18 protein-coding genes are annotated in these 23,013 nt (G+C 69.6%); 3 read left to right on the top strand and 15 right to left on the bottom strand.

All coding sequences use genetic code 11. The features are described from left to right. Window positions 1-83: 83 nt before the first annotated feature. The 8 genes from GE300_RS15445 to GE300_RS15410 form a co-directional block, all read right to left on the bottom strand. Entirely contained in the window at window positions 84-833 is a 750-nt protein-coding gene (locus GE300_RS15445) for an SDR family oxidoreductase (protein ID WP_154447664.1), read from the bottom strand. A 29-nt stretch (window positions 834-862) separates the two neighbouring features. Continuing rightward, the gene (locus GE300_RS15440; RefSeq protein ID WP_154447663.1) at window positions 863-2,329 is read right to left on the bottom strand and encodes an aldehyde dehydrogenase family protein; all 1,467 of its coding nucleotides are present in this window, start codon (window positions 2,327-2,329) and stop codon (window positions 863-865) included. Then, the gene (locus GE300_RS15435; RefSeq protein ID WP_154447662.1) at window positions 2,326-3,006 is read right to left on the bottom strand and encodes an ABC transporter ATP-binding protein; all 681 of its coding nucleotides are present in this window, start codon (window positions 3,004-3,006) and stop codon (window positions 2,326-2,328) included. The genes GE300_RS15440 and GE300_RS15435 overlap by 4 nt, the downstream gene beginning before the upstream one ends. Then, window positions 3,006-3,755, bottom strand: a complete 750-nt coding sequence (locus GE300_RS15430) for an ABC transporter ATP-binding protein (RefSeq protein ID WP_154447660.1) — start codon at window positions 3,753-3,755, stop codon at window positions 3,006-3,008. The genes GE300_RS15435 and GE300_RS15430 overlap by 1 nt, the downstream gene beginning before the upstream one ends. After that, entirely contained in the window at window positions 3,752-4,756 is a 1,005-nt protein-coding gene (locus GE300_RS15425) for a branched-chain amino acid ABC transporter permease (RefSeq protein WP_154447658.1), read from the bottom strand. Before GE300_RS15425 ends, GE300_RS15430 begins: the two co-directional genes overlap by 4 nt. A gap of 16 nt (window positions 4,757-4,772) precedes the next feature. Continuing rightward, window positions 4,773-5,678 (bottom strand): branched-chain amino acid ABC transporter permease, encoded by a 906-nt coding sequence (locus GE300_RS15420; protein WP_154447656.1) that lies wholly within the window; start codon window positions 5,676-5,678, stop codon window positions 4,773-4,775. Between the two features lie 66 nt (window positions 5,679-5,744). Then, window positions 5,745-7,034 carry an ABC transporter substrate-binding protein gene (locus GE300_RS15415; protein WP_154447654.1) on the bottom strand — a complete coding sequence of 430 codons (1,290 nt, stop codon included), beginning with the start codon at window positions 7,032-7,034 and terminating at the stop codon, window positions 5,745-5,747. Between the two features lie 34 nt (window positions 7,035-7,068). Further along, window positions 7,069-8,031 (bottom strand): cyclase family protein, encoded by a 963-nt coding sequence (locus GE300_RS15410; protein ID WP_154447652.1) that lies wholly within the window; start codon window positions 8,029-8,031, stop codon window positions 7,069-7,071. A gap of 177 nt (window positions 8,032-8,208) precedes the next feature. On the opposite strand from GE300_RS15410, the gene GE300_RS15405 reads away from it, so the two are divergent. Together GE300_RS15405 and GE300_RS15400 are read left to right on the top strand one after the other, a co-directional pair. Further along, on the top strand, window positions 8,209-9,333 hold the full coding sequence (locus tag GE300_RS15405) for a zinc-dependent alcohol dehydrogenase family protein (protein ID WP_154447650.1): 1,125 nt from the start codon (window positions 8,209-8,211) through the stop codon (window positions 9,331-9,333). 10 nt (window positions 9,334-9,343) lie between these two features. Then, a complete protein-coding gene (locus GE300_RS15400) occupies window positions 9,344-10,270 on the top strand; it encodes a LysR family transcriptional regulator (RefSeq protein WP_154447648.1) in 927 nt (308 codons plus the stop codon). On the opposite strand, the gene GE300_RS15395 is transcribed toward GE300_RS15400, so the two are convergent. The 4 genes from GE300_RS15395 to GE300_RS15380 all read right to left on the bottom strand — a co-directional run bounded on the left by GE300_RS15395 (window position 10,267) and on the right by GE300_RS15380 (window position 17,671). Beyond that, a complete protein-coding gene (locus GE300_RS15395) occupies window positions 10,267-11,100 on the bottom strand; it encodes an FAS1-like dehydratase domain-containing protein (RefSeq protein WP_154447646.1) in 834 nt (277 codons plus the stop codon). The two genes, GE300_RS15400 and GE300_RS15395, sit on opposite strands and share 4 nt — an antisense overlap. Beyond that, complete coding sequence (locus GE300_RS15390) at window positions 11,087-12,418, bottom strand: MmgE/PrpD family protein (RefSeq protein ID WP_154447644.1); 1,332 nt, start codon at window positions 12,416-12,418, stop codon at window positions 11,087-11,089. The genes GE300_RS15395 and GE300_RS15390 overlap by 14 nt, the downstream gene beginning before the upstream one ends. Window positions 12,419-12,421: 3 nt before the next feature. Then, complete coding sequence (locus tag GE300_RS15385; protein WP_154447642.1) at window positions 12,422-13,600, bottom strand: acyl-CoA dehydrogenase family protein; 1,179 nt, start codon at window positions 13,598-13,600, stop codon at window positions 12,422-12,424. Window positions 13,601-14,002: 402 nt separating this feature from the next. Beyond that, entirely contained in the window at window positions 14,003-17,671 is a 3,669-nt protein-coding gene (locus GE300_RS15380) for a vitamin B12-dependent ribonucleotide reductase (RefSeq protein ID WP_154447640.1), read from the bottom strand. Window positions 17,672-18,223: 552 nt separating this feature from the next. On the opposite strand from GE300_RS15380, the gene GE300_RS15375 reads away from it, so the two are divergent. Further along, a complete protein-coding gene (locus tag GE300_RS15375; RefSeq protein WP_154447638.1) occupies window positions 18,224-18,823 on the top strand; it encodes a hypothetical protein in 600 nt (199 codons plus the stop codon). Between the two features lie 48 nt (window positions 18,824-18,871). Here the strand turns inward: GE300_RS15375 and GE300_RS15370 are convergent, their stop codons facing one another. From GE300_RS15370 to GE300_RS15360, 3 genes are all read right to left on the bottom strand, one after another. Continuing rightward, entirely contained in the window at window positions 18,872-19,882 is a 1,011-nt protein-coding gene (locus GE300_RS15370; protein ID WP_154447636.1) for an aldose epimerase family protein, read from the bottom strand. Window positions 19,883-20,193: 311 nt separating this feature from the next. Further along, a complete protein-coding gene (locus GE300_RS15365; protein WP_154447633.1) occupies window positions 20,194-21,786 on the bottom strand; it encodes a phosphate ABC transporter substrate-binding/OmpA family protein in 1,593 nt (530 codons plus the stop codon). A gap of 209 nt (window positions 21,787-21,995) precedes the next feature. Continuing rightward, window positions 21,996-23,012, bottom strand: coding sequence for an ABC transporter ATP-binding protein (locus GE300_RS15360; protein ID WP_154447631.1), 1,017 nt, complete (start codon window positions 23,010-23,012; stop codon window positions 21,996-21,998). Window position 23,013: the final 1 nt, after the last annotated feature.

Raw genomic sequence — 23,013 nt, 5'->3', positions numbered from 1 at the left:
CGCCGGTCCGCGATTTCTCGGCGGCGGGCGCGACCGCAAGGGTGCGCGCCCGCCGCCGCCGGATCCGAGGTTGGGGGGAATCCTCAGATCGTGCGGCCGCCGTCCACTTCCAGGATCACGCCGGTGATGAAGTCGGCCTCGTCCGAGGCCAGATACAGCGCGGCGTTGGCGATGTCGCGCGGCTCGGACAGCCGGCCCAGCGGGATCGTGGCGATGAACCGCTCGCGGTTCTGGGGGGTGTCGGGCACGCCCATGAACTGCTCCAGCAGGCCGGTCACGCCCATCACCGGGGCGATGCCGTTGACGCGGATCTTGTGCGGCGCCAGCTCCACCGCCAGCGACCGTGTCATCAGGTTCACCGCCCCCTTCGACGAGTTGTACCAGGTCAGCCCGGGCCGCGGCCGGATGCCGGCGGTGGAGCCGACGTTGATCATCACCCCGCCGCCCTGCGCCTCCCACACAGGCACGCAGGCCTTGGTCATGTGGAAGATCGAGACCACGTTGATGTCGTAGATCTTGCGGAACGTCGCCTCGTCGGTTTCCATCAGCGGGCGGTTGGGATTGGTCCAGCCGGCGTTGTTCACCACCACGTCGAGCGCGCCGAACGCCTTGCGCGTCTGCTCGACCGCCGCCGCGACCTCGTCGCCCTTCGAGACGTCGCATTTGACGGCGATGGCGTTCTCGCCCAGCTGCTCGGCCACCTGCCGCGCGCCGTCGATGTTCAGATCGACCACGGCGACCTTGGCGCCCTCGCGCACGAAGGTCTCGGCGATGCCCTTGCCGAAGCCGGAGGCCGCCCCCGTCACCAGTGTCGCCTTGCCGTCGAGTCTCATGTGTCCTCCGTTTCGGGCCTGCGGCCCTGTCAGCCGTGATTGTTGACGATCGTCTTGACGTGCGAGAATTCCAGCAGCGCCTCGAAGCCCTTCTCGCGGCCGTGGCCGGACTTGCGGATGCCGCCGAACGGCAGTTCCACCCCGCCGCCGGCGCCGTAGCCGTTGATGAACACCTGGCCGCAGCGCAGCGCCTTGGCGACGCGCTGCTGCCGGCCGCCGTCGCGCGTCCAGACGGCGGCGACCAGACCGTAGTCGGTGCCGTTGGCGATGGCGACGGCCTCGGCTTCGTCCTCGAACGGGATCATGCACAGCACCGGGCCAAACACCTCCTCCTGGGCGATCTTCGAGGCCGGATCGCAGGGGCCGAACACCGCCGGCGCGACGTAGAAGCCGCCCTCGGGGGTGCCGGCGCGGATCCCGCCGCGGGCGATCAGGGGCGCGTCGGCATCGGCGATGTAGCCCTCGACCCGCTGTTTCTGCCGGGCCGAGATCAGCGGGCCAAGCACCGAATCCTCGCCCGAATCCGAGGCCTCGATCGCCTCGAACCGGGTCTTCAGCTCGGCCACGACCTGGTCGTAGATGCCGCGCTGGACCAGCGCGCGGGTGCCGGCAGAACAGGTCTGGCCGCCGTTCTGGATCAGCGCGTTGACCAGGAACGGCATCGCCTTGTCCAGGTCCGCGTCGTCGAACACGATCTGCGGCGACTTGCCGCCCAGCTCCAGCGTGCAGCCGATGAAGTTGCGCGCGGCGGCCATCTGGATCATCACCCCGACCTCGGGCGAGCCGGTGAACGAGATGAAGTCGATGCCGCGATGCTCGGACAGCGCCCGGCCGGCGACCTCGCCGCGGCCGGTGACGATGTTCAGCGCACCCGGCGGAAAGCCGACCTCGACCGCAAGCTCGGCGATGCGCAGCGCGCTCAGGCAGGCGTCCTCGGCCGGCTTCAGGATCGTGGCGTTGCCCATCGCCAGCGCCGGCGCGACCGACCGGCCGAACATCTGCGCGGGGTAGTTCCACGGGATGATGTGGCCGGTGACGCCGTGCGGCTCGCGGTGCACCTCGACATTGTAGCCGTGCAGGAACGGGATCACCTGGCCGTGCACCTTGTCGGCGGCGCCGCCGTAGTATTCGAAGTAGCGCGCGGTGACGGTCATGTCGGCGCGGGCCTGTGCGATCGGCTTGCCGTTGTCGCGGCTTTCCAGCTGCGCCAGCGGCTCGGCCTCGTCGAGGATGCGCTGCGACAGGCGGATCATCAGCCGGCCGCGCTCGGCCGCGGTCAGTTTCGACCACGCGCCGCCGTCGAAGGCGGCGCGGGCGGCGGCGACGGCGGCGTCCACGTCCTCGGGGCCGCTGTCGACGATCTGCGTGAACACCTGCCCGTCGATCGGCGAGATCACGTCCATCGTGCGCCCCGAAGCGCCGGGCACCCATTCGTTGCCGATCAGGTTCAGCGGCTTCGGCAGCACCAGCTCGGCCAGTGTCGGATTGTCCTTCATGCGTTCGCCCTTTCCGGCTCCAGCGAGCCTTCCGAAATCTCGCCGCGCTCGATCACGAGCGTGCGCCCGGCAAAGCCGCGCAGCAGCGAGGGGTTGGATTCGGTGATGATCAGCGTGACCGAGCGGTCGGCGTCGCGCAGCGCCCGCAGCGCGTCGGCATAGCGCCGGGCCAGCGCCGGGGCGAGGCCCTGGAACGGCTCGTCCAGCATCAGCAGCTTGGTGCCCAGCATCAGCGCCCGCGCCAGCGCCACCATCTTGCCCTGCCCGCCCGAGACGTTGCCGGCGGGACGGCCGGCCATTTCGCGCAGCTCGGGCAGGATCGCGTAGGCCCGGTCCAGCCGGCGCGCGGTCTCGGCCGCGTCCAGCCGCGCGCTCTGCGCCGGCAGCAGGATGTTCTCCTCGACGGTGAAGGCCGAGAACAGCCGCCGGTCCTCGGGGGCGTAGCCGATGCCCAGTCCCGGGCGCTTCGACGGGTGCATGTCGTGGATCGGCCGGTCCTCGAACAGGATCTCGCCGGTGACGTTGGTGAACCCCATCAGCGAGCGCAGCAGCGTGGTCTTGCCGGCGCCGTTGCGCCCGATCAGCGCCACCGTCTCGGCGGCGTCGACGCGGAAGGTCAGGTTGCGCAGGATCGGGATGATGCCGATCGCGGCGTCGACATTGCGAAGCTCCAGCATCAGGCCACCTCTCCGATCACGTCGCGGATCACGTCGGGATGCTCCAGCACCTCGGCGGGGGTGCCGCGCAGCTGCACGTTGCCGGCGTTCCAGACCGCGACCTCGTCGGCGTATTTCTCGACGATGCCCATGTCGTGCTCGACGAACACCGAGGTGACCTGCGCCTGCGCCAGCGCCTCGACCAGGATCTCCATGATCCGGTGCTTCTGCGACGAGGCCACCCCCGAGGTCGGCTCGTCCATCAGCAGCAGCCGCGGCCTGAGCGCCAGCGCCACGGCGATGTCGACCAGCTTGCGCTGCCCCTCGGACAGCTCGACCACGGTGCGGTCCGCCACGTCGGCGCAGTTCACCATCTCGAGCAGGTGCATCATCTCGGCCCGTTCGGGGATCGTGTGCAGGTCGCGCACCGGGTTGCGCAGCCCCTCGCGCGCGGCGACGGCGATCAGCAGGTTCTCCAGCGCCGTGTGCTCGGTGAACAGCTGCGGGATCTGGAAGGCGCGCGCCACGCCGCGGCGCACGATCTTGCGCGGCGGCAGCGGGGTGATGTCCTTGCCCTCGAACAGAACCTGTCCCCGCGTCGGCTTCAGCCAGCCGGTGCAGATGTTCAGGAACGTGGTCTTGCCGGCGCCGTTCGGCCCGATGATCGCCAGGTTGCGCCCCGACTCGATGGTCAGCGAGACGTCGTTGGCGGCGATCACCCCGCCGAAGCGGATCTCGAGGTTGCGGGTCTCGAGCAGCGGTGCGCTCATCGCGTGTCCTCCGAACGGGCGGTGCGACGGCCGATCGCCTCGACGATGCCGATCACGCCGCGCGGCGCGAACAGGATGATGACCAGCAGGAAGCCGCCCAGCAGCATCTGCCACACGTCGCCGGCGAAGGCCGAGGCATAGGTGCGCACGAACTCGTAGATCAGCGCGCCGATGAACGCGCCCTGCACCGAGCCCGAGCCGCCGAGCACGGCGATGAACACCATCTCGCCCGAGCGGATCCACCAGGCGTACTCCGGCGTCACCACGCCCTGCGCCACGCCCATGATCACCCCGCCGGCGCCGCACAGCAGCGCCGACAGCAGATAACCCGACAGCAGCGCGCGGCGGGGCGAGACGCCGAGGTATTCCAGCCGCGTCTCGTTGGTCTTGATGGTCTGGAACAGCTGCCCCATCGGCGAGGCGAACCAGCGGATGGTGAACCAGCCCAGGCCCAGCATCAGCGCGATCGAAAGGTAGAACAGCACCAGCTCGAAATCGCCGCGGCCCAGCTCCATGCCCAGCACCGTGGGGCGCGGCAGGCGGATGCCGTCGGCGCCGCCGGTGATGTGGTAGAACTTCTCGAGGATCGACCAGAAGATCATCGAGAACGCCAGGTTCAGCATGCCGAAGAAGATGCCGCGGTAGCGCACCACGAACAGGCCGACCAGCAGCCCCGCCAGCGTCGCCCCGGCCACGCCCGCGACCAGCAGCAGCAGCAGGTCGGCGCCGGGCATCGCCGCCATCAGGAAGGCGCCGCCATAGGCCGCGACGGCGAAGTAGAGCGCGTGGCCGAACGATACCTGCCCGGCGCGCAGCAGCACCGTCACCCCCATCACCGCCAGCCCCTTGGCCAGCGCCAGGTTCACCAGCAGCTGCATGGTCGGCGCGACGAACGGCACCGCGCCCAGCGCAGCGACCGCCAGCAGCGTCGCCAGCAGGCGCAGCCCCGGCGCGCCGGTGGCGGGGGCCTGCGGCCTGGCGGCGCTTGATACGGTATCCATCCTGTCCCCCATCCGCTCAGATCTTCCGCGCCGCGGGGCTGCCGAACAGCCCCTCGGGACGCACCAGCAGCACCAGCACCATGATCAGGTACGGCACCAGCACCGCCGTCTCGGGCCAGACGTAGACCGCGAAGGAGCGGCCCAGCCCGATCAGCAGCGCGGTGAGCGCCGCGCCCTCGATCTGGCCCAGGCCCGCGGTCGCCACCACGGCGAAGGACAGCACGATCATGTCCGCGCCCATGCCCGGCAGGATCGAGGTGGTGGGCGAGGCCAGCGCGCCGCCCAGCCCGGCAAGCGCTGCACCGACGATGAAGGTCAGCAGGAACACCTTGTCGGCGTCGATGCCGATCGACTGCGCCGCCTCGCGGTCCTCGGTGGTGGCCAGGATCAGCTTGCCGATCACCGTGCGGCGCAGGAAGAACCGCAGCCCCAGCAGCAGCGTCAGCGCCACCGCCGGCAGCAGGATCAGCTGGTAGACGGTGTAGGTCACCCCGAACAGCGTCACGTTGCCCAGCGCCTGCAGCGCCGCGGCCTGGAAATAGGGCTGCGAGCCCCAGGCCAGCCGCTGCACGTCCTCGAGGATCATGAACACGGCGAAGGTGACCAGCAGTTGCAGCACCTCGGGCTTGTCGTAGATCCGCCGCAGCAGCAGCCATTCGATCGGGCCGCCCAGCAGCACCCCGACCAGGATCGCCGAGACCAGCATCAGCGGAAAGGCGAACACCGGCGCGAAGCCCATCGCCAGGAAGGCGCCGGTCAGCGACACAGTGGCGTAGGCGCCGATGGCGTAGAGCGAGCCGTGCGCGACGTTCAGGATGCGCATCACCCCGAAGATCAGCGTCAGCCCCAGCGCCACGATGAACACCAGCGCCGCGTAGGCGATGCCGTCGAACAGGGCCAGAACGAAGATTGTCAGGTTCATGTAGGGTTCCGCCGGGTGGGAATCCGCCGGGGAAAGGCGCGCGCGCCGCGCCTTTCCCCTTCGCGATCAGTTCTCGAAGGTATCGACCTTCAGCCCGTCGAGGAAGCTGGCATCGAGCCCGCCGACCCAGTCGATCGACACCTCGCCCACCGGGGTGGTGAGTTCGTCGCCGTCGAAGATCATGATGTTCTCCAGCGTGGCGAACGGATAGTCGCCGGCCTGCACGCTGGTGCCCATCAGCTGGTCCTCGACGCCCTGGTTGTCCTCGCGGATCTTCACCGGCCGGCCGAGGCCCTGGAACTCCAGCCCGTCCATCGCCGCGACCAGCTGCTCCTTGCTGGGCCAGTCGACGCCGTTGTCGGCGATCGCCTTCTCGTAGGCGGCCTGAAGCGCCGCGAAGGCCTGCGCCGCGTGGAACACCGGATAGACGCTGACGTCGCCGGTCTCGGCCTCGTACTTCTCCATGAACGCCTTGAAGTCGTCGTCGTCGCGGCGCTCGGGGTGCAGGAAGTAGTGATCGCCGCGCGCGCCGACGATGTGCCCGGCCGGCAGGCTGCTGCCCAGCCGCTCGAGCGAGGATTCCGCCAGCGGCAGCACGAAGGTCGAGGTGTTGGTCAGCCCGCGCTGCGCCGCCTGCTGCACGAAGGTATCCAGATCACCGCCCCACGAGGTGCTGAGGATCACGTCGGGCCGCAGCGCCTGCAGCCGCGAGATCTCGGTCGAGAAATCGGGCGCGCCGAACTTCGGGAAGAACTCGCCCACCACCTCGACGTCCGGCTTCATCGCCTTCAGCGCGGTGCTGAAGATGTCCCAGCTGTCGCGGCCCCAGGCGTAGTCCTGGTTGACCACGGCGATGGTGGTGAAGTCGGGCTTGGTCTTCAGCAGGTAGGCGACCGCGGCCAGCATCTCGGGCGCGGCGTTGGCCTGGGTGCGGAACACGTAGGAGTAGTCGTTCTCCTCGAAGATCTTCTGCGTACCGCAGTCCCACATGAAGTTCGGCACCTGCAGGTCCTCGGCCAGCGGCGCGATGGTCTGGCAGTTGCCCGACGAGATCGAGGCGAACATCACCTCGGCCGCGCCCGACTCGACCAGGCGGCGATACTCCGAGGTCAGCGCCTCGGCGCCGGCGCCCTCGTCGATGAAGGTGATCTCCACCGGAACGCCGTTGATGCCGCCGTTGGCGTTGATGTCCTCGACCAGGATCTCGGCGGCGTCGCGGGCCGGCACGCCGAACACCGACGCCGGGCCGGTCAGGAACGTGGTCATGCCGATCTTCAGCGCCTCGGGCTTTTCGGCCGCGGACGCGGCCATCGGCAGCGCCGCGCACAGCGCGCTGGTGACGAGCAGCTTCTTCATTGATTTTCCTCCCACAGGATGTCTTGCGCCACGATCAGCGGATCGCGATCGGGTTGATGATCATCTGCACGGCGCCCTTCAGCCGCGCCTGGCCCAGCACGAACAGGAACTCGTGCACACCATCGGCCGCCAGCTCGCGCGTGTCCATGTTCTCGAGAATGTAGATGCCGTTCTCGGGCTGCAGGATCTGGTGCGCGCGGAACGCCTCGCCCTCGACCTCGGCGGGGACGACCTCCATGCCCCAGGTGTCGGCGCCCACGGCCATCACGCCGACCTCGGCCAGGTATTCCGCGCCGCTGACGCCCAGGCCCGGCTCGGCCGCGCCGAAGCGCCCGGGGTCGGGGCTGTCGCCGTCCAGCAGGTTCATCCAGTTCGAGTTGAACAGCACGATGTCGCCCTCGCGCAGCTCGACGCCCTGCGCCTCGGCGGCGGCCTGGATGTCCTCGGCGGTATAGGCGGCGCCCTCCTCGACCATGTCGACGCCGTAGTGGCTGGCCATGTCCAGCATCACCCCGCGCCCGACCAGGCCCGGCAGCTTGTCGAGCCCCAGCTCGGTCAGCCCCGAAGCCTGGGCGAACTGGTCGTAGGTGCGGCCGCCATAGTACATGTGATCGACCCCGGCGTGGCCCAGGCCGTCGATCTGCGGGCCGATCCCCAGCCAGCCCATGAAGATGTCGTCGTTGTAGGTGAACTTGTTGCTGCCCAGTCCGTCGTTCTCGGCCTGGTTGGGCTGGAACACGGTCACCGACAGGCTGCGCGGCGGAAACGCCGGCGTGTCCGAGCCGACCACCATGCCGAGGCTGTAGACCTTGCCGTCGGTCACCAGACCGGCGGCCTGCTTGACGCGCTCGGGCGTCATCAGGTTCGCGGCGCCGATCTCGTCGTCGGCGCCCCACCGGCTTTCGGCCCAGTCCGGCGCGGCGTCCTGCGCGGCGGCGGCCCCGGCCGCAATTGCGGCGCAGAGCAGCGAGACCCGGAGTGTCGTGAATGTGGTCATGTTATCCTCCCCAAAAAGTCTTGTTGCAGCGAAGCGTATGGAAGACGGGTTGCCCCGGCCAATATCTTGGCGCAATTTCCGCCATAGCTTAATCCTATTACCCGATCCGCAGCCCTGCGGCGAACCGGAAAACGCCATAGACTGCGACCGATCGCACAACCCCAAGCGGAGGACGGCATGAAAATCACGGCGGCGGTGCTGGAGCGCGGCGGGATCGCGCGCGATTTCGACAAGGCCGGGGCGCTGACCGTGCGCGAGGTGACCCTGGACGATCCCGGCCGCGGCGAGGTGCTGATCCGCGTCGCCGCAGCGGGCGTGTGCCATTCAGACCTGTCGGTGATCAACGGCACGCGGCCGCGGCCGGTGCCGATGGTGCTGGGCCACGAGGCGTCGGGCTTCGTCGAGGCGGTCGGTCCGGGGGTCGAGGACCTGGCGCCGGGCGATCACGTCGTGTGCATCTTCGCCCCCGGCTGCGGCAGCTGCACACCGTGCGCCGAGGGGCGCCCGGCGCTGTGCACCCGCGCCGCCAGACACCACGGCGCGGGCGAGCTGATGACCGGCCACCGGCGGCTGTCGATCGACGGGCAGCCGGTGAACCACCATGTCGGCGTCTCGGCCTTCGCCACCCACGCGGTGCTGGCGCGGCAGAGCCTGGTCAAGGTCGAGGCCGACCTGCCGCCGCATGTCTCGGCGCTGTTCTCGTGCGCGATGCTGACCGGCGCGGGCGCGGCGTTCAACACCGCGCGGGTTCGCCCCGGCTCCAAGGTCGCGGTGTTCGGGCTGGGCGGGGTCGGGCTGTCGGCGATCCTGGGGGCCGCCGCCGCCGGCGCCGGCCAGATCATCGCCGTCGATCCGTTCGAGACGAAGATGGAAACCGCCCTTGCAATGGGCGCGACGCACACCGTCAGGGCCGACGAGCACACCGCCGAGGCGATCCGCGAGCTGACCGGCGGCGGGGTCGACGTGGCGCTGGAACTGGCCGGCTCGGTCCGGGCGCTGGAGACCGCCTACGACTGCACCTGCCGGGGCGGCACCACGGTGACCGCCGGCCTGCCCCACCCCGACGCGCGGATGCCGCTGAACGCGCTGAAGCTGGTCGCCGAGGAGCGCACGCTGAAGGGCAGCTACATCGGCTCGTGCGTGCCGCAGCGCGACCTGCCGCGGATGTTCGCGCTGCACGCGCAGGGCAGGCTGCCGGTCGAGAAGATGCTGACGCACCGGCTGCGGCTGGAGCAGATCAACCTGGCGATGGACCAGCTGGACGACGGCACCGCGATCCGCCAGGTGATCGAGTTCGACTGAAGGCGGCGCGATGGACATCCGGCACCTGCGGTACTTCCTGGCGATCTCCGAGGCGCCGTCGATCTCCGCGGCGGCGCAGGCGATCGGCGTGGCGCAGCCGTCGCTGTCGCAGCACGTGCAGCGGATGGAGGAGGAGCTGGGCGTCAAGTTGGTCGAGCGCAGCCCGCGCGGCACGCTGCTGACCGAAGAGGGCTGGGTGCTGGTCGAGCACGCGCGCCGGATCTGCGAGAGCCTGGACCGCTGCGTCGAGGACATGCGCGAGCTGGGCGGCACGGTGCGCGGCCGCGTCACCTTCGGCATGCCGCCGTCGGTGTCGATGGTGATGTCGGTGGCGCTGGCCGAGACCGTGCGGCTGGAGCTGCCCGAGGTGCGGCTGCGCGCGGTCGAGGCGATGAGCGGCTATCTGAAGCACTGGGTGCAGGACGGCACCGTCGATATCGGCTTCATCTATGACCTGGAGGACGCCGGCCACTTCCGGGTGCAGCACGTGATGGACGAGGAACTGGTGTTCTTTTCGGCCCCCGACGCCTGGCCGCTGGACACGCCGCCGGGCACGCCGGTGCCGCTGCGCGAGCTGGCGAAGGTGGACATGATCCTGCCCTCGGCCGGGCTGCGGCACTGCATCGAGCGCTATGCGGCGGCGAACGGCGTGAAGCTGAACGTGGTGATCGAGATGGACGCGATGACGCAGATCAAGGAGCTGGTCGCCCGCGGCTCGGGCTACGCGATCTTCGCCCCGGTCGCCGCCGCCGATTTCGTCAGGCGGGGCGAGTTGCTGCGCGCGCCGATCATCGAGCCGCGGATGACCCGCCCGGTCTATCTGGTCAACAACCCGGCGCGGGTAATGAGCCGCGCCTGCCGCGCGGTCGAGCAGCTGACGCTGGATGTCGCGCGCGAGCTGGTCGAGAAGGGCCACTGGGAGGGCACGCTGGTCTAGATCCCCGCCGGAGCGGCGCTGGCCTGCATCGTCACCACGCCGTCGGCATCGCGGCACACGCGCAGCTCCAGCCCGTCGCCGGTTTCGCGCGCCTCGACGGTGACGGCCTGTCCCGCCACCAGCGGCGACAGCCCGCGATAGCGGAAACGCGCCGGCAGCGCGCCGAGGATCTCGGCCGCCAGGTTCTGCATCCAGCTCGATTGCAGCGGCCCGTGCACCACCAGCCCGTCATAGCCCTCGACCGCGGTGGCATAGGGCTGGTCGTAGTGGATCCGGTGACCGTTGAAGGTGACCGCCGAGTACCGGAACAGCAACGTCGGATCGGGCGTCACGGTCCACGCCCGGAGCGGGGTCCAGTCCGCGCCCGGCTCGGGCGTCGCGGTCGCCTGTCCCGGCGTCGGGTCCTCGCGATAGACGATGTCGTGCCGCTCGGTCAGCCGCGCCGCGCCGCCGGCCGCGTAGTCGTGGTCGACGGCGACGAAGCCCAGCCGCCCGCTGCGGCCGGTCTTGAAGGTGATGTCGCGGACCGTCGAGGTGCGGGTGACGGTCTCGCCCACCGCGAAGGGCGCGTGGAACGAAATCTCGCCCCCGGCCCACATCCGGCGCGGCAGCGGCAGTTCCGGCACCACCAGCCCCGGGCGCGGATGGCCGTCGCGGCCCAGCTCGCCGGCCGGGAAGATGTCCGGCGCCAGGCACCAGTGGAAGCCCGCCGGAACCTCGCCCGGGCCGCACAGCGCGCCAAGCGTGGTGCGGTACTGCGCCACCAGCCGCGCGCTGACCAGATCGTCGCGGCTGGCGCTGCGGCCGATCCAGTCCTCATGCCCGTTCATGCGCATCCCCCTCCAGCCGCCCGGCGCGCACCAGCGCGCCAAGGTCCGCCGCCGTCAGCGCGTCGGCGCCCGCCAGCGCCGCCAGCAGCGGCGCGGCGCCGTCATCCAGCACCGCGCGGGCCTTGGCCTGCAGCCTGGCGGTCAGCTCGGCGACGGGCAGCGGCGCGTCGAGATCGTGCGCCAGCGGGATCGTCCGGCCGTCGGTCAGCGTCAGGACGCCCGCGGCCTGCATGTCGGTGAGGCTGTCGTCGCCGGCCACCGTCACCTTCCGCGCGAAGGCGGCCAGATCCGGATCCCCGGCCAGCGCGTCCACGAACACCCGGTCGTCGCCGGTGCGCAGGCCCGACAGCACCATCCCGGCCAGCCAGGCATAGCTGAACTTCACCTCCAGCCCGGTGCGCGGGGCCTTGATGTCGCAGACCCGCAGCCAGCGCGGGTTGGTGCGCAGCTCGATCGCGGCCACGTCGCCGGCGGGCACCGCCTGCCCCGCCCCAGCCGCCAGCAGCGCCTCGATCATCGCGTGGGTGCCGTGGCAGCAGGCGTGGAACTTGTACTTGTTCGCCGCGAACCGGAACGGCGGCGGCGCGGACGCCTCGTCCGGCGCGTCGCTGTGCGTCGGCACGAAGCCCTGCGGCCCGCTCAGCCCGTCGTCGGCCGAGGTCAGCCCCAGCCGCGCCAGCGCCGCGCACTCGACGCCGTTCGCCGCCGCGATCCCGGCGTTGTAGGGCTTGCCCATGGTGCCGAACTGCGACTTCAGCCCCGAGGCGCGGGTCGCGCACAGGCCCAGCGCCGCGCGCATCGCCGCGCGCTCCAGCCGCATCAGCCGGCCCGCGGCGACGGTGGCGCCGAATGCCCCGGCGGTGGCGGTCTGGTGGAAGCCGCGGTTGTAGTGCGCCGCGCCCAGCACGCGGCCGACGCGGATCGCCGCCTCGGCCCCGAGCACGAACGCGCTCACCACCTCGGTGGCGGAACGGCCCTCGGCCTCGCCGACCGCCAGTGCCGCGGGGTAGATGCCCACCGACAGGTGGCCGACGTGGTCGAAATGGGTGTCGTCATAGTCCAGCGCGTGGCTGGTGGCGCCGTTGACCAGCGCCGCCATCCGCGCAGGCGCGCGCCCGGCGCCGAACACCGAGGCAACGGGCGTGCCGCCCTCGGATGCCGCGAAGGCGCGCAGCTTGTCCGCCAGGGGTTCCGCGACCCCGGCGCGGCCGCAGCACAGCCAGTCCAGCAGCGATGCCCGGCCCAGCGCCAGAACCTCGTCCGGAATCGCGTCGTCCGGCAGCGCGGCCAGGTCGAGCACCTCGTCGGTCAGGGTCATGGCTCAGCCCCTCGGCCCGTAGGATTTCGGCAGGCCCAGCACACGCTCGGCCAGGAAGCACAGGATCAGGTTGGTCGAGATCGGCGCCACCTGGTACAGCCGCGCCTCGCGGAACTTGCGCTCGACGTCGTATTCCTCGGCGAAACCGAAGCCGCCGTGGGTCTGCAGGCAGGCCTCGGCGGCCTCCCAGCTGGCGTCGGCGGCCAGCATCTTGGCGCTGTTCGCCTCGACCCCCGGATTGTGCCCCGCATCGTACAGGCCGGCCGCGCGATAGACGATCGCCTCGGCGGCCAGCATGTGGGCATAGGCGCGGGCCAGCGGGAACTGGATGCCCTGATTCTGACCGATGGGCGTGCCGAAAACGACCCGCTCCCTGGCATAGGCCGAGGCGGTGTCGATGAACCATTTCGCATCGCCGATACACTCGGCCGCGATCAGGATCCGTTCCGAGTTCATCCCCGACAGGATATAGCGGAAGCCCTGCCCCTCCTCGCCGATCAGCGCGCTGGCGGGGATGCGGGCGTTGTCGAAGAAGATCTCGGTGGTGGCGTGGTTGATCATGGTGCGGATCGGGCGGATCTCGACGCCGTTGCCGCGCAGTTCGCGCAGATCGACCAGGAACACCGACAGCCCGTCGGTACGCGAGGCGGCCTGGTCGCGCGGCGTGGTACGGGCCAGCAGCACCATCAGGTCGGAATGCTCGGCGCGCGAGATCCAGATCTTCTGGCCGTTGACCACGTAGTCGTCGCCGTCGCGCCGCGCGGTGGTCTTCAGCGCCAGCGTGTCGGTGCCGCTGGTCGGCTCGGTCACCCCGAACGCCTGCAGCCGCAGCGAGCCGTCGGCGATGCCGGGCAGATACGCCTTCTTCTGCGCCTCGCTGCCATGCCGCAGCACGGTGCCCATGGTGTACATCTGCGCGTGGCAGGCGGCGGCGTTGCAGCCCTGGCGGTGGATCTCCTCGAGGATCACCGCGGCGGCGGTCAGGTTCAGCCCCGAGCCGCCGTAGTCCTCGGGGATCATCGCCGACAGGAACCCCGCCTCGCTGAGCGCGGCCACGAATTCGGCCGGATAGGCGCGCTCGGCGTCAAGCCGGCGCCAGTACTCGCCCGGAAACCGCGCGCACACCCGGGCGACGCCCTCGCGGATCGGGGCATATTCGGAGGTCGGGTCGAACACGGTCATGGCGTCTCCTGTCGCTGTGGGCGCAAGGTCGCAAATCCGTGTGGGCGCCGCCAATAAATTCCGCCTCGAAACCCCATTGGCGCAGACTATGGCCGCAGCGGACAATCGCTGCGGCTCACGCTCGCCTGACGCTCAAGTGAACCGCCCGGCGCCTTCGGATCCGGAACATGACCGCGCAGCGATTGTACGATGGCAGCGTCGTCGTCGACCGCACCGAGGCGATGATCTCGGCGCGGTGCGACGGACGGGTCGATCATCCAATGACGCAAAAAGAGGGGGTGGTGCCCCACCCCCTCAGTCTCGCATTTCAGGCTCGTTCGGTTTGCTGCTCGATATTTATTGCCTGCGGCCTGAACGTCTTGTCCGGGAACCGGCGCCCCCGCGCCCGGACGATTCCTTTTTTTAGCTACAACCTGAAGTGCCGCCGCAGGTGTTGCACTTCATGCAGGTGCCGTTGCGCACCAGGGTGAAGTTCCCGCACTCGCCGCACGGATCGCCCTCGTAGCCCTGCATCTTGGCCTTGGCGCGCTCGTCCAGCACCGTGGCCGAGACCGCCTCGACCGTGGTCAGCGACGCCGCCGCCGCGCCGCCGCCGCCGGCGATGCCGCGGGCCAGCGCGCTGGCCGAGGCGCCGCCCTGCAACACCATCAGCTCCTGCGGCAGCCGCTTGCGCAGGTAGCCGGTCGAGCTGACCTGGCGGATCATCTCGATCGAGGCCTGCGCCACATCCGGCTCGACCTTCGAGACGTTGGACCTGCCCTCTTCCTCGCCGCGGCCCAGCTCGTCCCAGCCGGTGCCCTGCGGCGCGACATGCGCCAGGTCGGTGCGGTCCAGATAGCTGATCGCCAGTTCGCGGAAGATGTAGTCCAGGATCGACGTCGCGTTCTTGACCGAGTCGTTGCCCTGCACCATTCCCGCCGGCTCGAACCGGGTGAAGGTGAAGGCCTCGACGAACTCCTCAAGCGGCACGCCGTACTGCAGGCCGACCGACACCGCGATGGCGAAGTTGTTCATCATCGCCCGGAAGGCGGCGCCTTCCTTGTGCATGTCGATGAAGATCTCGCCGAGGGAGCCGTCCTCGTATTCGCCGGTGCGCAGGTAGACCTTGTGCCCGCCGATGATCGCCTTCTGGGTATAGCCCTTGCGGCGCTCGGGCAGCTTCTCGCGGTTGGAGCGGATCAGCTCCTTCACGATCACCTTCTCGATCACCCGCTCGGCCACTTCCTGGGCGCGGGTGCCCGCGGGGCCCTGCGCCAGCAGTTCCTCGGCCTCGTCCTCGTCCTCGTCGTCGTCGATCAGCGCCGCCGACAGCGGCTGGCTGAGCTTGGAGCCGTCGCGGTACAGCGCGTTGGCCTTGGTGCCCAGCGACCAGCTGAGCTCGTAGGCGGCCATGCAGTCCTCGACGGTGGCGTCGTTGGGCATGTTGATCGTCTTCGAGATCGCGCCCGAGATGAAGCTCTGCGCCGCGGCCATCATGTGGATGTGGCTTTCGACGCTGAGGTAGCGCTTGCCGATCTTGCCGCAGGGGTTGGCGCAGTCGAACACGCCCAGGTGCGCGTCCTTCAGGTGCGGCGCGCCTTCCAGCGTCATCGTCCCGCAGACGTGGTTGTTCGCCGCCTCGATCTGCGCTTTCGAGTAGCCCAGGTGCCGCAGCAGGTCGAAGCCCGGATCGTTCAGCTTCTCGGCCGGGATGCCCAGCACCTTCGTGCAGAAATCGGCACCCAGGGTCCACTGGTTGAACACGAAGCGGATGTCGAACGCGGTCGGCAGCGCGGCCTCGATCTTGTCCAGTTCGTCCTTGCCGAAGCCGTGGCCGATCAGCGAGGTCGGGTTGATGTCCGGCGCGTTGCCCAGCGTGCCGTGACCCACGGCATAGGCGACGATCTCCTCGATCTGCGCCGGGGTGTAGCCCAGATTGGACAGCGCGCCCGGCACCGACTGGTTGATGATCTTGAAATAGCCGCCGCCGGCCAGCTTCTTGAACTTCACCAGCGCGAAGTCCGGCTCGATCCCGGTGGTGTCGCAGTCCATCACCAGCCCGATGGTCCCGGTCGGCGCGATCACCGTCGCCTGTGCGTTGCGGTAGCCGTGCGCCTCGCCCAGGCTCAGCGCCTCGTCCCAGACCGCGTGCGCCAGGTTCAGCAGCCGCCCGTCGGGACAGTTGTCGTGGTCCAGCGCCACCGGCAGCACCGCCAGCCCCTCGTAGCCCGACGCCTCGCCATAGGCGGCGCGGCGGTGGTTGCGCATCACCCGCAGCATCGCCTCGGCGTTCTTGGCATAGCCGGGGAACGGCCCCAGTTCCTTGGCGATCTCGGCCGAGGTGGCGTAACAGACGCCGGTCATGATCGCGGTCAGCGCGCCGCACAGCGCCCGGCCCTCGTCCGAGTCGTAGCCGTGGCCCATGTTCATCAGCAGCCCGCCGATGTTGGCATAGCCAAGGCCGGTGGTGCGGAACTTGTAGGACAGCTCGGCGATCGCCGGGCTGGGGAACTGCGCCATCATCACGCTGATTTCCAGCGTCAGCATCCAGATCCGGGTGGCATGCACATAGCCGTCGACGTCGAACTGGCCGTCCTTGAGGAAGGTCAGCAGGTTCATCGACGCCAGGTTGCAGGCGGTGTCGTCCAGGAACATGTATTCCGAGCACGGATTCGAGCCGCGGATCGGGCCATCCGCCGGGCAGGTGTGCCAGGCGTTGATGGTGTCGTGGAACTGGATGCCGGGATCGGCGCAGGCCCAGGCGGCGTGGCCGATCTGCTGCCACAGGTCGCGCGCCTTCACCGTCTTGGCGATCTTGCCGTCGGTGCGGCGCACCAGCTCCCAGTCGGCGTCCTCGCGCACCGCCCTCAGGAAGGCGTCGGTGACGCGCACCGAGTTGTTGGAATTCTGCCCCGACACCGTGAGGTACGCGTCCGAATCCCAGTCCGTGTCGTAGGTCGGGAACTCGATCGAGGTGTACCCCTGTTCGGCGTACTGAAGAATACGCTTCACATAGGTGTCGGGGATCATGGCCTTGCGGGCCGTCTTGATCGCGGCCTTCAGGCCGGTGTTCTTTTTAGGGTCCAGGGCATCGGCTTCGGCCCCGTCCCAGCTGCGCACGGCTGCGAATATTTCGTTCAGCCGCGCTTCGTGCACCTTGGAGCCGGCAACCAGAGAAGCGACCTTTTGCTCTTCGATCACCTTCCAGTTGATGAACTCCTCGATGTCCGGGTGATCCATGTCGCAGATCACCATCTTCGCTGCCCGACGGGTTGTCCCGCCTGATTTGATCGCGCCAGCGGCGCGATCGCCGATTTTCAGAAAGCTCATCAGCCCGGAGGAGCGGCCGCCGCCGCCCAGCGGCTCGTTCGCGCCGCGCAGGGAACTGAAGTTGGTGCCGGTGCCCGAGCCGTACTTGAACAGCCGCGCCTCGCGGGTCCACAGGTCCATGATGCCGCCGTCGTTCACCAGATCGTCGCGCACCGACTGGATGAAGCAGGCGTGCGGCTGCGGATGCTCGTAGGCGCTGGTCGAACGGGTCAGCTTGCCGGTCTTGTGGTCGACGTAGAAATGCCCCTGCCCCGGCCCGTCGATGCCATAGGCCCAGTGCAGGCCGGTGTTGAACCACTGCGGGCTGTTCGGCGCGCCCATCTGCGCCGCCAGCATGTGGCGCATCTCGTCGTAGTAGGCGCGGGCGTCGGCCTCGGTCGAGAAATAGCCGCCCTTCCAGCCCCAGTAGGTCCAGGCGCCGGCCAGCCGGTCGAACACCTGCCGGGCGCTGGACTCGCTGCCGTAGCGCTCGTCCTCGGGCAGTTTCGCAAGCGCCGCCTCGTCGGGCACGCTGCGCTGGATGAAGACCGGAACGCCCTTCTCGGCGACCTTCCTGGTGACTGCGGGAACGCCGGCCTTGCGGAAGTACTTCTGCGCCAGCACGTCCGAGGCAACCTGGCTGAAGGTGGCCGGCACCTCGATGTCGTTCAGGGCAAACACGACGGACCCGTCCGGATTGCGGATCTCGGACGAAGTCTTGCGGAACTCGATACCACCGTAGGCGCCGGTGTCCTCACGGGTGAAAGTGCGTTCGATCTTCATGCGTCTGCCCCTTGGTCGACGTAGTCCAGGTGTCGGCTGCGGATCGTTGTCCGCAACCGGGCCGCGGCCTTGCGCCGAGCCATTGTGTGGATGCGCCCGAGATCTTGCGGTGGATACCAGATTTGGTGGTTCGCTACCGGGCCTGTACAACCTGCCGCGCAGGTCCGACTCGGTCAACGGAATTTTTGCGATTCTCCGCTAATCTTTGTGGTTGACGCGATTTCCGGCCCCACATGTAGCGGTCTTAAGATTCGCGAAGGTTAACGCCGGACCCACGGGTCCAAGAAAAAAAGGCATCTGCGCCCACCGCGGCGTTAACCCGCCCATTCCAGATGTTGTGCTCCGGCGGACACGTTCCTGCCACGCCGGGCGAGATCTGCGCCCCGGTCCGAAGTTCGCCGCGGCCGCCGCACGCGAAAGCGCCCGCCCCGGCACCGCGATGGCGCGATGATTCCTTTGGTGCGCGTCAGCATGCGTCGTAGTATGGCGCCGGCCGTGGCCGCGGGGGGCGTGCCCGGCCCCACGAAATGCCCCCCATGGGAGTGTGTCGATATGAGTACAACAGCACATCGCGCCATCGCGCTTGCGCTGGCGTTCGGCCTTGCCGGCAGCGCAGCGGTCGCCAACAGCGAGGTGGACCTCGATGCGATGCGGGCGGCGACGGAAAAGTACCGGGACGTCGAGATGGCGTTGGCGGACGGCTTCATCCGCGACCCGTCCGACAGCTGCGTCAGCGCCGAGGCCGAGGGACTGCCCGCCGAATGGGGCGCGATGGGCGTGCATTACATCCACCCGGCGCGGCTGAAGATCAAGCAGGGCACCGAGCGGGTGGACGGCGACAGCACGAACACCGAATTCATGGAGCCGTCGATCCTGCTCTACGAGCCGCAGGCGGACGGTTCGATGGAACTGGTCGCGGTCGAGAACCTGGTGTGGATCGCCGCATGGGAGGCCGCGGGCAATGCCGACGCGCCGATGACCAACGGGCGCGTTTGGGACACGATGATGGACGATCCCGCCACCGAGGCCGACGAGGCGCACGGCTTCGAGCCGCACTATGACCAGCACTTCTGGGCGTTTCGCGACAACCCGGCCGGCGAACTGATGCCGTTCAACGCAAGCGTCAGCTGCGAGCACCACGGCGGTAGCTGAAAACCGGACGGGCGGGCGGGCGAACCCCGCCCGCCCGGCGCCGCGCGGTCAGCCGGAGGGCGCGATCTCCAGTTCCAACCGCTGGCGATAGGGCCGGTCCGGCGTCGCGACGATCGAGGGCCATTCCGGGCGGTTCAGGCTGTCCGGGCTATGCTGCGGCTCCAGGCAGAGGCCGGCGAAGGGGCCGTAGACCGCGCCGCCATGGCCCGGCACCGGCACCTGCAACGGCTTCGCGGTATAGAGCTGGATCGCCGGCTGGTCGGTCCACAGCCGCAGCCGCAGGCCGGTCTCGTCCGAGGCCAGCTCTGCCGCCGGCGCGGCCGCGTCGCGGTCCTCGTCCAGCAGCAGGTTGTGATCGGCGCCGATGCGCCCGGCGTCGACCGCGCCCACCCGCGCCGCGGCGCGGTAGTCCAGCTGGGTGCCGTCGACGGCAGCGATCTCGCCGGTGGGAATCTGCACGTCGTCCACCGGGGTATACCGCGCCGCGGCGATCCGCAGCCGGTGGCCCAGGATGTCGCCGCCGCCGTTCAGGTTGTAGTAGTTGTGCTGCGCCAGGTTGATCGGCGTCGGGCGGTCCGGATCGCCCGCCATCTCGATCAGCAGCCGGGTGTCGTCGAGCGCGAATCGCAGTTCGAACTCGACGTTGCCGGGATAGCCCATCTCGCCGTCCGGGCTGGAATAGCGCAGGATCACCGCGTTGTTGCCGTCGGCGGCCATTTCCCACAGCCGCTTGCCCAGCCCCTTCGGGCCGCCGTGAAGATGGTTCGGCCCGTTGTTGACGGGCAGCACGTAGCTCTTACCGTCCAGCGTGAAGCGCCCGTTCGCAGTGCGGTTCGCCACCCGGCCGGCGACGATGCCGAAGCTGCGGGAATGCTCGGGGTACGGCTCGAACCGATCGAACCCCAGCACGCAGGGCACCTCGCGGCCGGGCGCCGGCACGCGCCAGTCGCGGATGACGCAGCCGTAGTTCAGGATCGCGATGCGCGCGGCGCCGCTGTCCAGCACCGCCTCCTCGACCGAGGCGCCTTCGTATGCGCCGATGCTGCGGATGGTGGTCATGTCTGCTGCAATCTCCCGGTTCGGGCGCGGCTGCGCCGTCCTGATGGCCTGTCGCGCGGGGCCAGCGGCAGGCGCCCGCGCCCCCGCCCTATACCGCAGCCGGCGCGGCGATGCGCGCCGAAAAACGCGACCCCGCGCGGCGGCACCGGTTCGCGCTGATCCTGCAAAGGCCGAGCCGATGATACGGCGGTCCGGCACTGCGCCGTCTGGCGGATGCGCCCCCTGAAACGGGGTGCGGCCGCCCCGGGGGGAAGGGCGGCCGCACGTGAGAACCCCGGCTAGCTTCGAGGTTCTGGCTCTGATCCCGGCCGCTACATAGCGGCGACGACCTGCGTGTCGTCATTGCTGATCCAGACCTCGACGCGCTGGTTCGCGCGCCGGCCTTCTGGCGTCGCATTGCAGCCGACGGGGGCGAGCTCTCCGAAGCCGAAGACCGAGACCCGCTGATCGTCCAGCCGACCCGCCATCTGCGCCGACATCTCCGCCGCCGCCTGCTGCGCCCGCAGCGTGGACAACTCGCGGTTGCCGTCGAACGGGCCGCGGTCGTCGGTAAAGCCGACCAGCGCGATCCGCACGTCCTTCGGCTGGCGCGCAAGCCAGTCGGACAGCCGTTCCAGATCGCGGCGTCCCTGGGCGTCGAGCCGGGTCGAGGTCGCATCGAAGCGCAGCGTCACCGACAGCCGTTCCCAGCCCGGGACGGTATCGAGGTATTCGAGCATCCGCGCCGCCTCGTAGCTGTCCGGGCTCCCCGACAGCGCCGTGCGGACCCGCTCGGCAGCGGCGTCGAGCGGCGCGCGCTCCACGCCCATGCCGACGAACCCCGCCTTGACGATCGCGCCGTCGGCCAGCGGGCTGCTGGCGAAGCCGAAGAAATCGCGCAGCCGCGAGGACAGCGTGTCCTCGCGGGCATAGAGATAGAACCGGCGGTCCAGCGGGTACTCGCCGGTCTTCGCCGCGAACCCGCTCGGCGCGGTGGCGATGCCGCAGGTCGACAGCAGCGGCACCGCGCGCGCGGCACGCTCGAAGGCATGACCGACGTAGCCGATCGCGCCGGGATCGGCGGACACGGCGGCGGTCATCTCGGCGTCGCCGGGCATCGCGGTCAGGTCCGCGGCCGCCGGCTGCGCGCCCAGCACCCGGTCCTCGAAGTAGAGCCGGGCGGAACTGCCTGCCGCCGCCGCATAGACCACCAGCGGCCGGTCGTCGCCGCCGAGCTGACGCCAGTTCGTCACCCGCCCGGCGTAGATCCCGGCCAGGTCGGACAGCGACAGCGCCGCGATCGGGTTCGACGGGTGCACGATCACCTTTACCGGATCGGCGGCGATCACCCGCTCCTGCGCGTCGCCGACGACGTTGCCCGCCCCGGCCGCGCGCAGCGCCTGCACCTCGTGCGGCAGGATCCGGCGGTCGGTCATCGCGACATGCGCCTCGCCCTCGGCCAGCTGCATCAGCCCGTCTTCGGTGTCGGTGCCGCGGATCAGGTAGGACCCCATCGTCCTGCCGAACCCGGCGTCCGCGACCAGCCGCGCCATCTGTGCGCCGGCCGCCCCCAGGTCGGTCACCGTGGCGTCGCCCTGCCGGGCGCTGGCCCAGCCGGACAGCAGCATCGGCAGCAGGTCGTCGCCGACCATGCCGGAACCGGCGAAGACCAGGTCGGCCTCCAGCATCTCGGTCTCGGGACAGGCCGCGCCCAGGCATTCCATGCGCTCGGCCGACAGGCGCAGCTCGCCCAGGTCGGTGCGCAGCCGATAGAAGCCGCTGGAGAAATCGATCAGTTCGCCGGCGATCTCGACCGGCCCCCCGCGGTCCTTAAGGACCACCTCGCCGGCTGCCGATGCGCCGGCCGCGGCAATCGTCATCGCGGCCGCCAACAGCGGGCCGCTCCACCCCTTGCGATACGACATCGCGCTACCTCCTAACCGAATGGTTACGGAACTCCGGGCCCCACCAGCCCCTGCACGCGTTACTCACCGGAAATGAAGGTTAGGGGCTAATTCGTTCAAATTTGGGGCAATAACGAAACAGGTTCCTTTGCCCATATATATCGATACGAAAGCATTGATTCGGTCGGCGCGCGGCGGCGGCCTGTCGAAATCCGGCCATAATTGGGGAATCACCCCTGCAGGCGACGGTCGTCCGGGCCGAACAGCATCTGGGCGTCGTCGTCCCAGGCCAGACCGATCTCGGCGCCTTCCTCGGGCACCGGCGCGGTGCCGTCCTGGCGCAGGGTGAACAGCGCGTCGTCCGCCAGCTTCAGGTGCACCAGCGTCTCGGCGCCCAGCGGCTCGGCGTACATCACCCGGGCCTGCAGCGCCCCCTCGCCCGGAGACACCACGCGGACATGTTCGGGCCGCACACCCAGCCGCGCGCCGTCCGGCGCACCGGGGCGCAGCAGCTGCGCGGCGACGAAATTGGTCGGCGGCGAGCCGATGAAGCCGGCGACGAAGGCGGTCTGCGGCCGGGCATAGACCTCGAGCGGGGCGCCGATCTGGTCGGCGACGCCGGCGTTCATCACCACCATCCGGTCGGCCAGGGTCATCGCCTCGACCTGGTCGTGGGTGACGTAAAGCGCGGTGACCCCCAGCCGCCGCTGCAGCTGCTTGATCTCCAGCCGCATCTGCACCCGCAGCTTGGCGTCGAGGTTCGACAGCGGCTCGTCGAACAGGAACACCGCGGGCTTGCGCACGATCGCCCGGCCCATGGCGACGCGCTGGCGCTGGCCGCCGGACAGCTCGCGCGGGCGGCGCCCGAGATAATCCTCGAGCTGCAGCAGCCGCGCCGCGTCGCTCACCCGCTCGGCGATCTCGGGCTTGGGCGTGCCGGCGATCTTCAGCCCGTAGGCCATGTTCTCGAACACCGACATGTGCGGGTAGAGCGCGTAGTTCTGGAACACCATGGCGATGTTGCGGTCCATCGGCTCGACATCGTTGACGCGCGTGCCGTCGATGCGCACCTCGCCCGCGCTGACCCGCTCCAGCCCGGCGACCATGCGCAGCAGCGTGGACTTGCCGCAGCCCGAGGGGCCGACGATGACGATGAACTCGCCGTCGGCGATGTCGATGTCGACGCCGTGGATGACCTCGGTCGGACCGTAGGACTTGCGCAGGTTTTCAAGCGTGACGGTTGCCATT

The sequence above is a fragment of the Halovulum marinum genome, from assembly GCF_009697225.1.
GTDB lineage: Bacteria > Pseudomonadota > Alphaproteobacteria > Rhodobacterales > Rhodobacteraceae > Halovulum > Halovulum marinum.
This window is presented reverse-complemented; position numbering and strand designations above follow the sequence as displayed.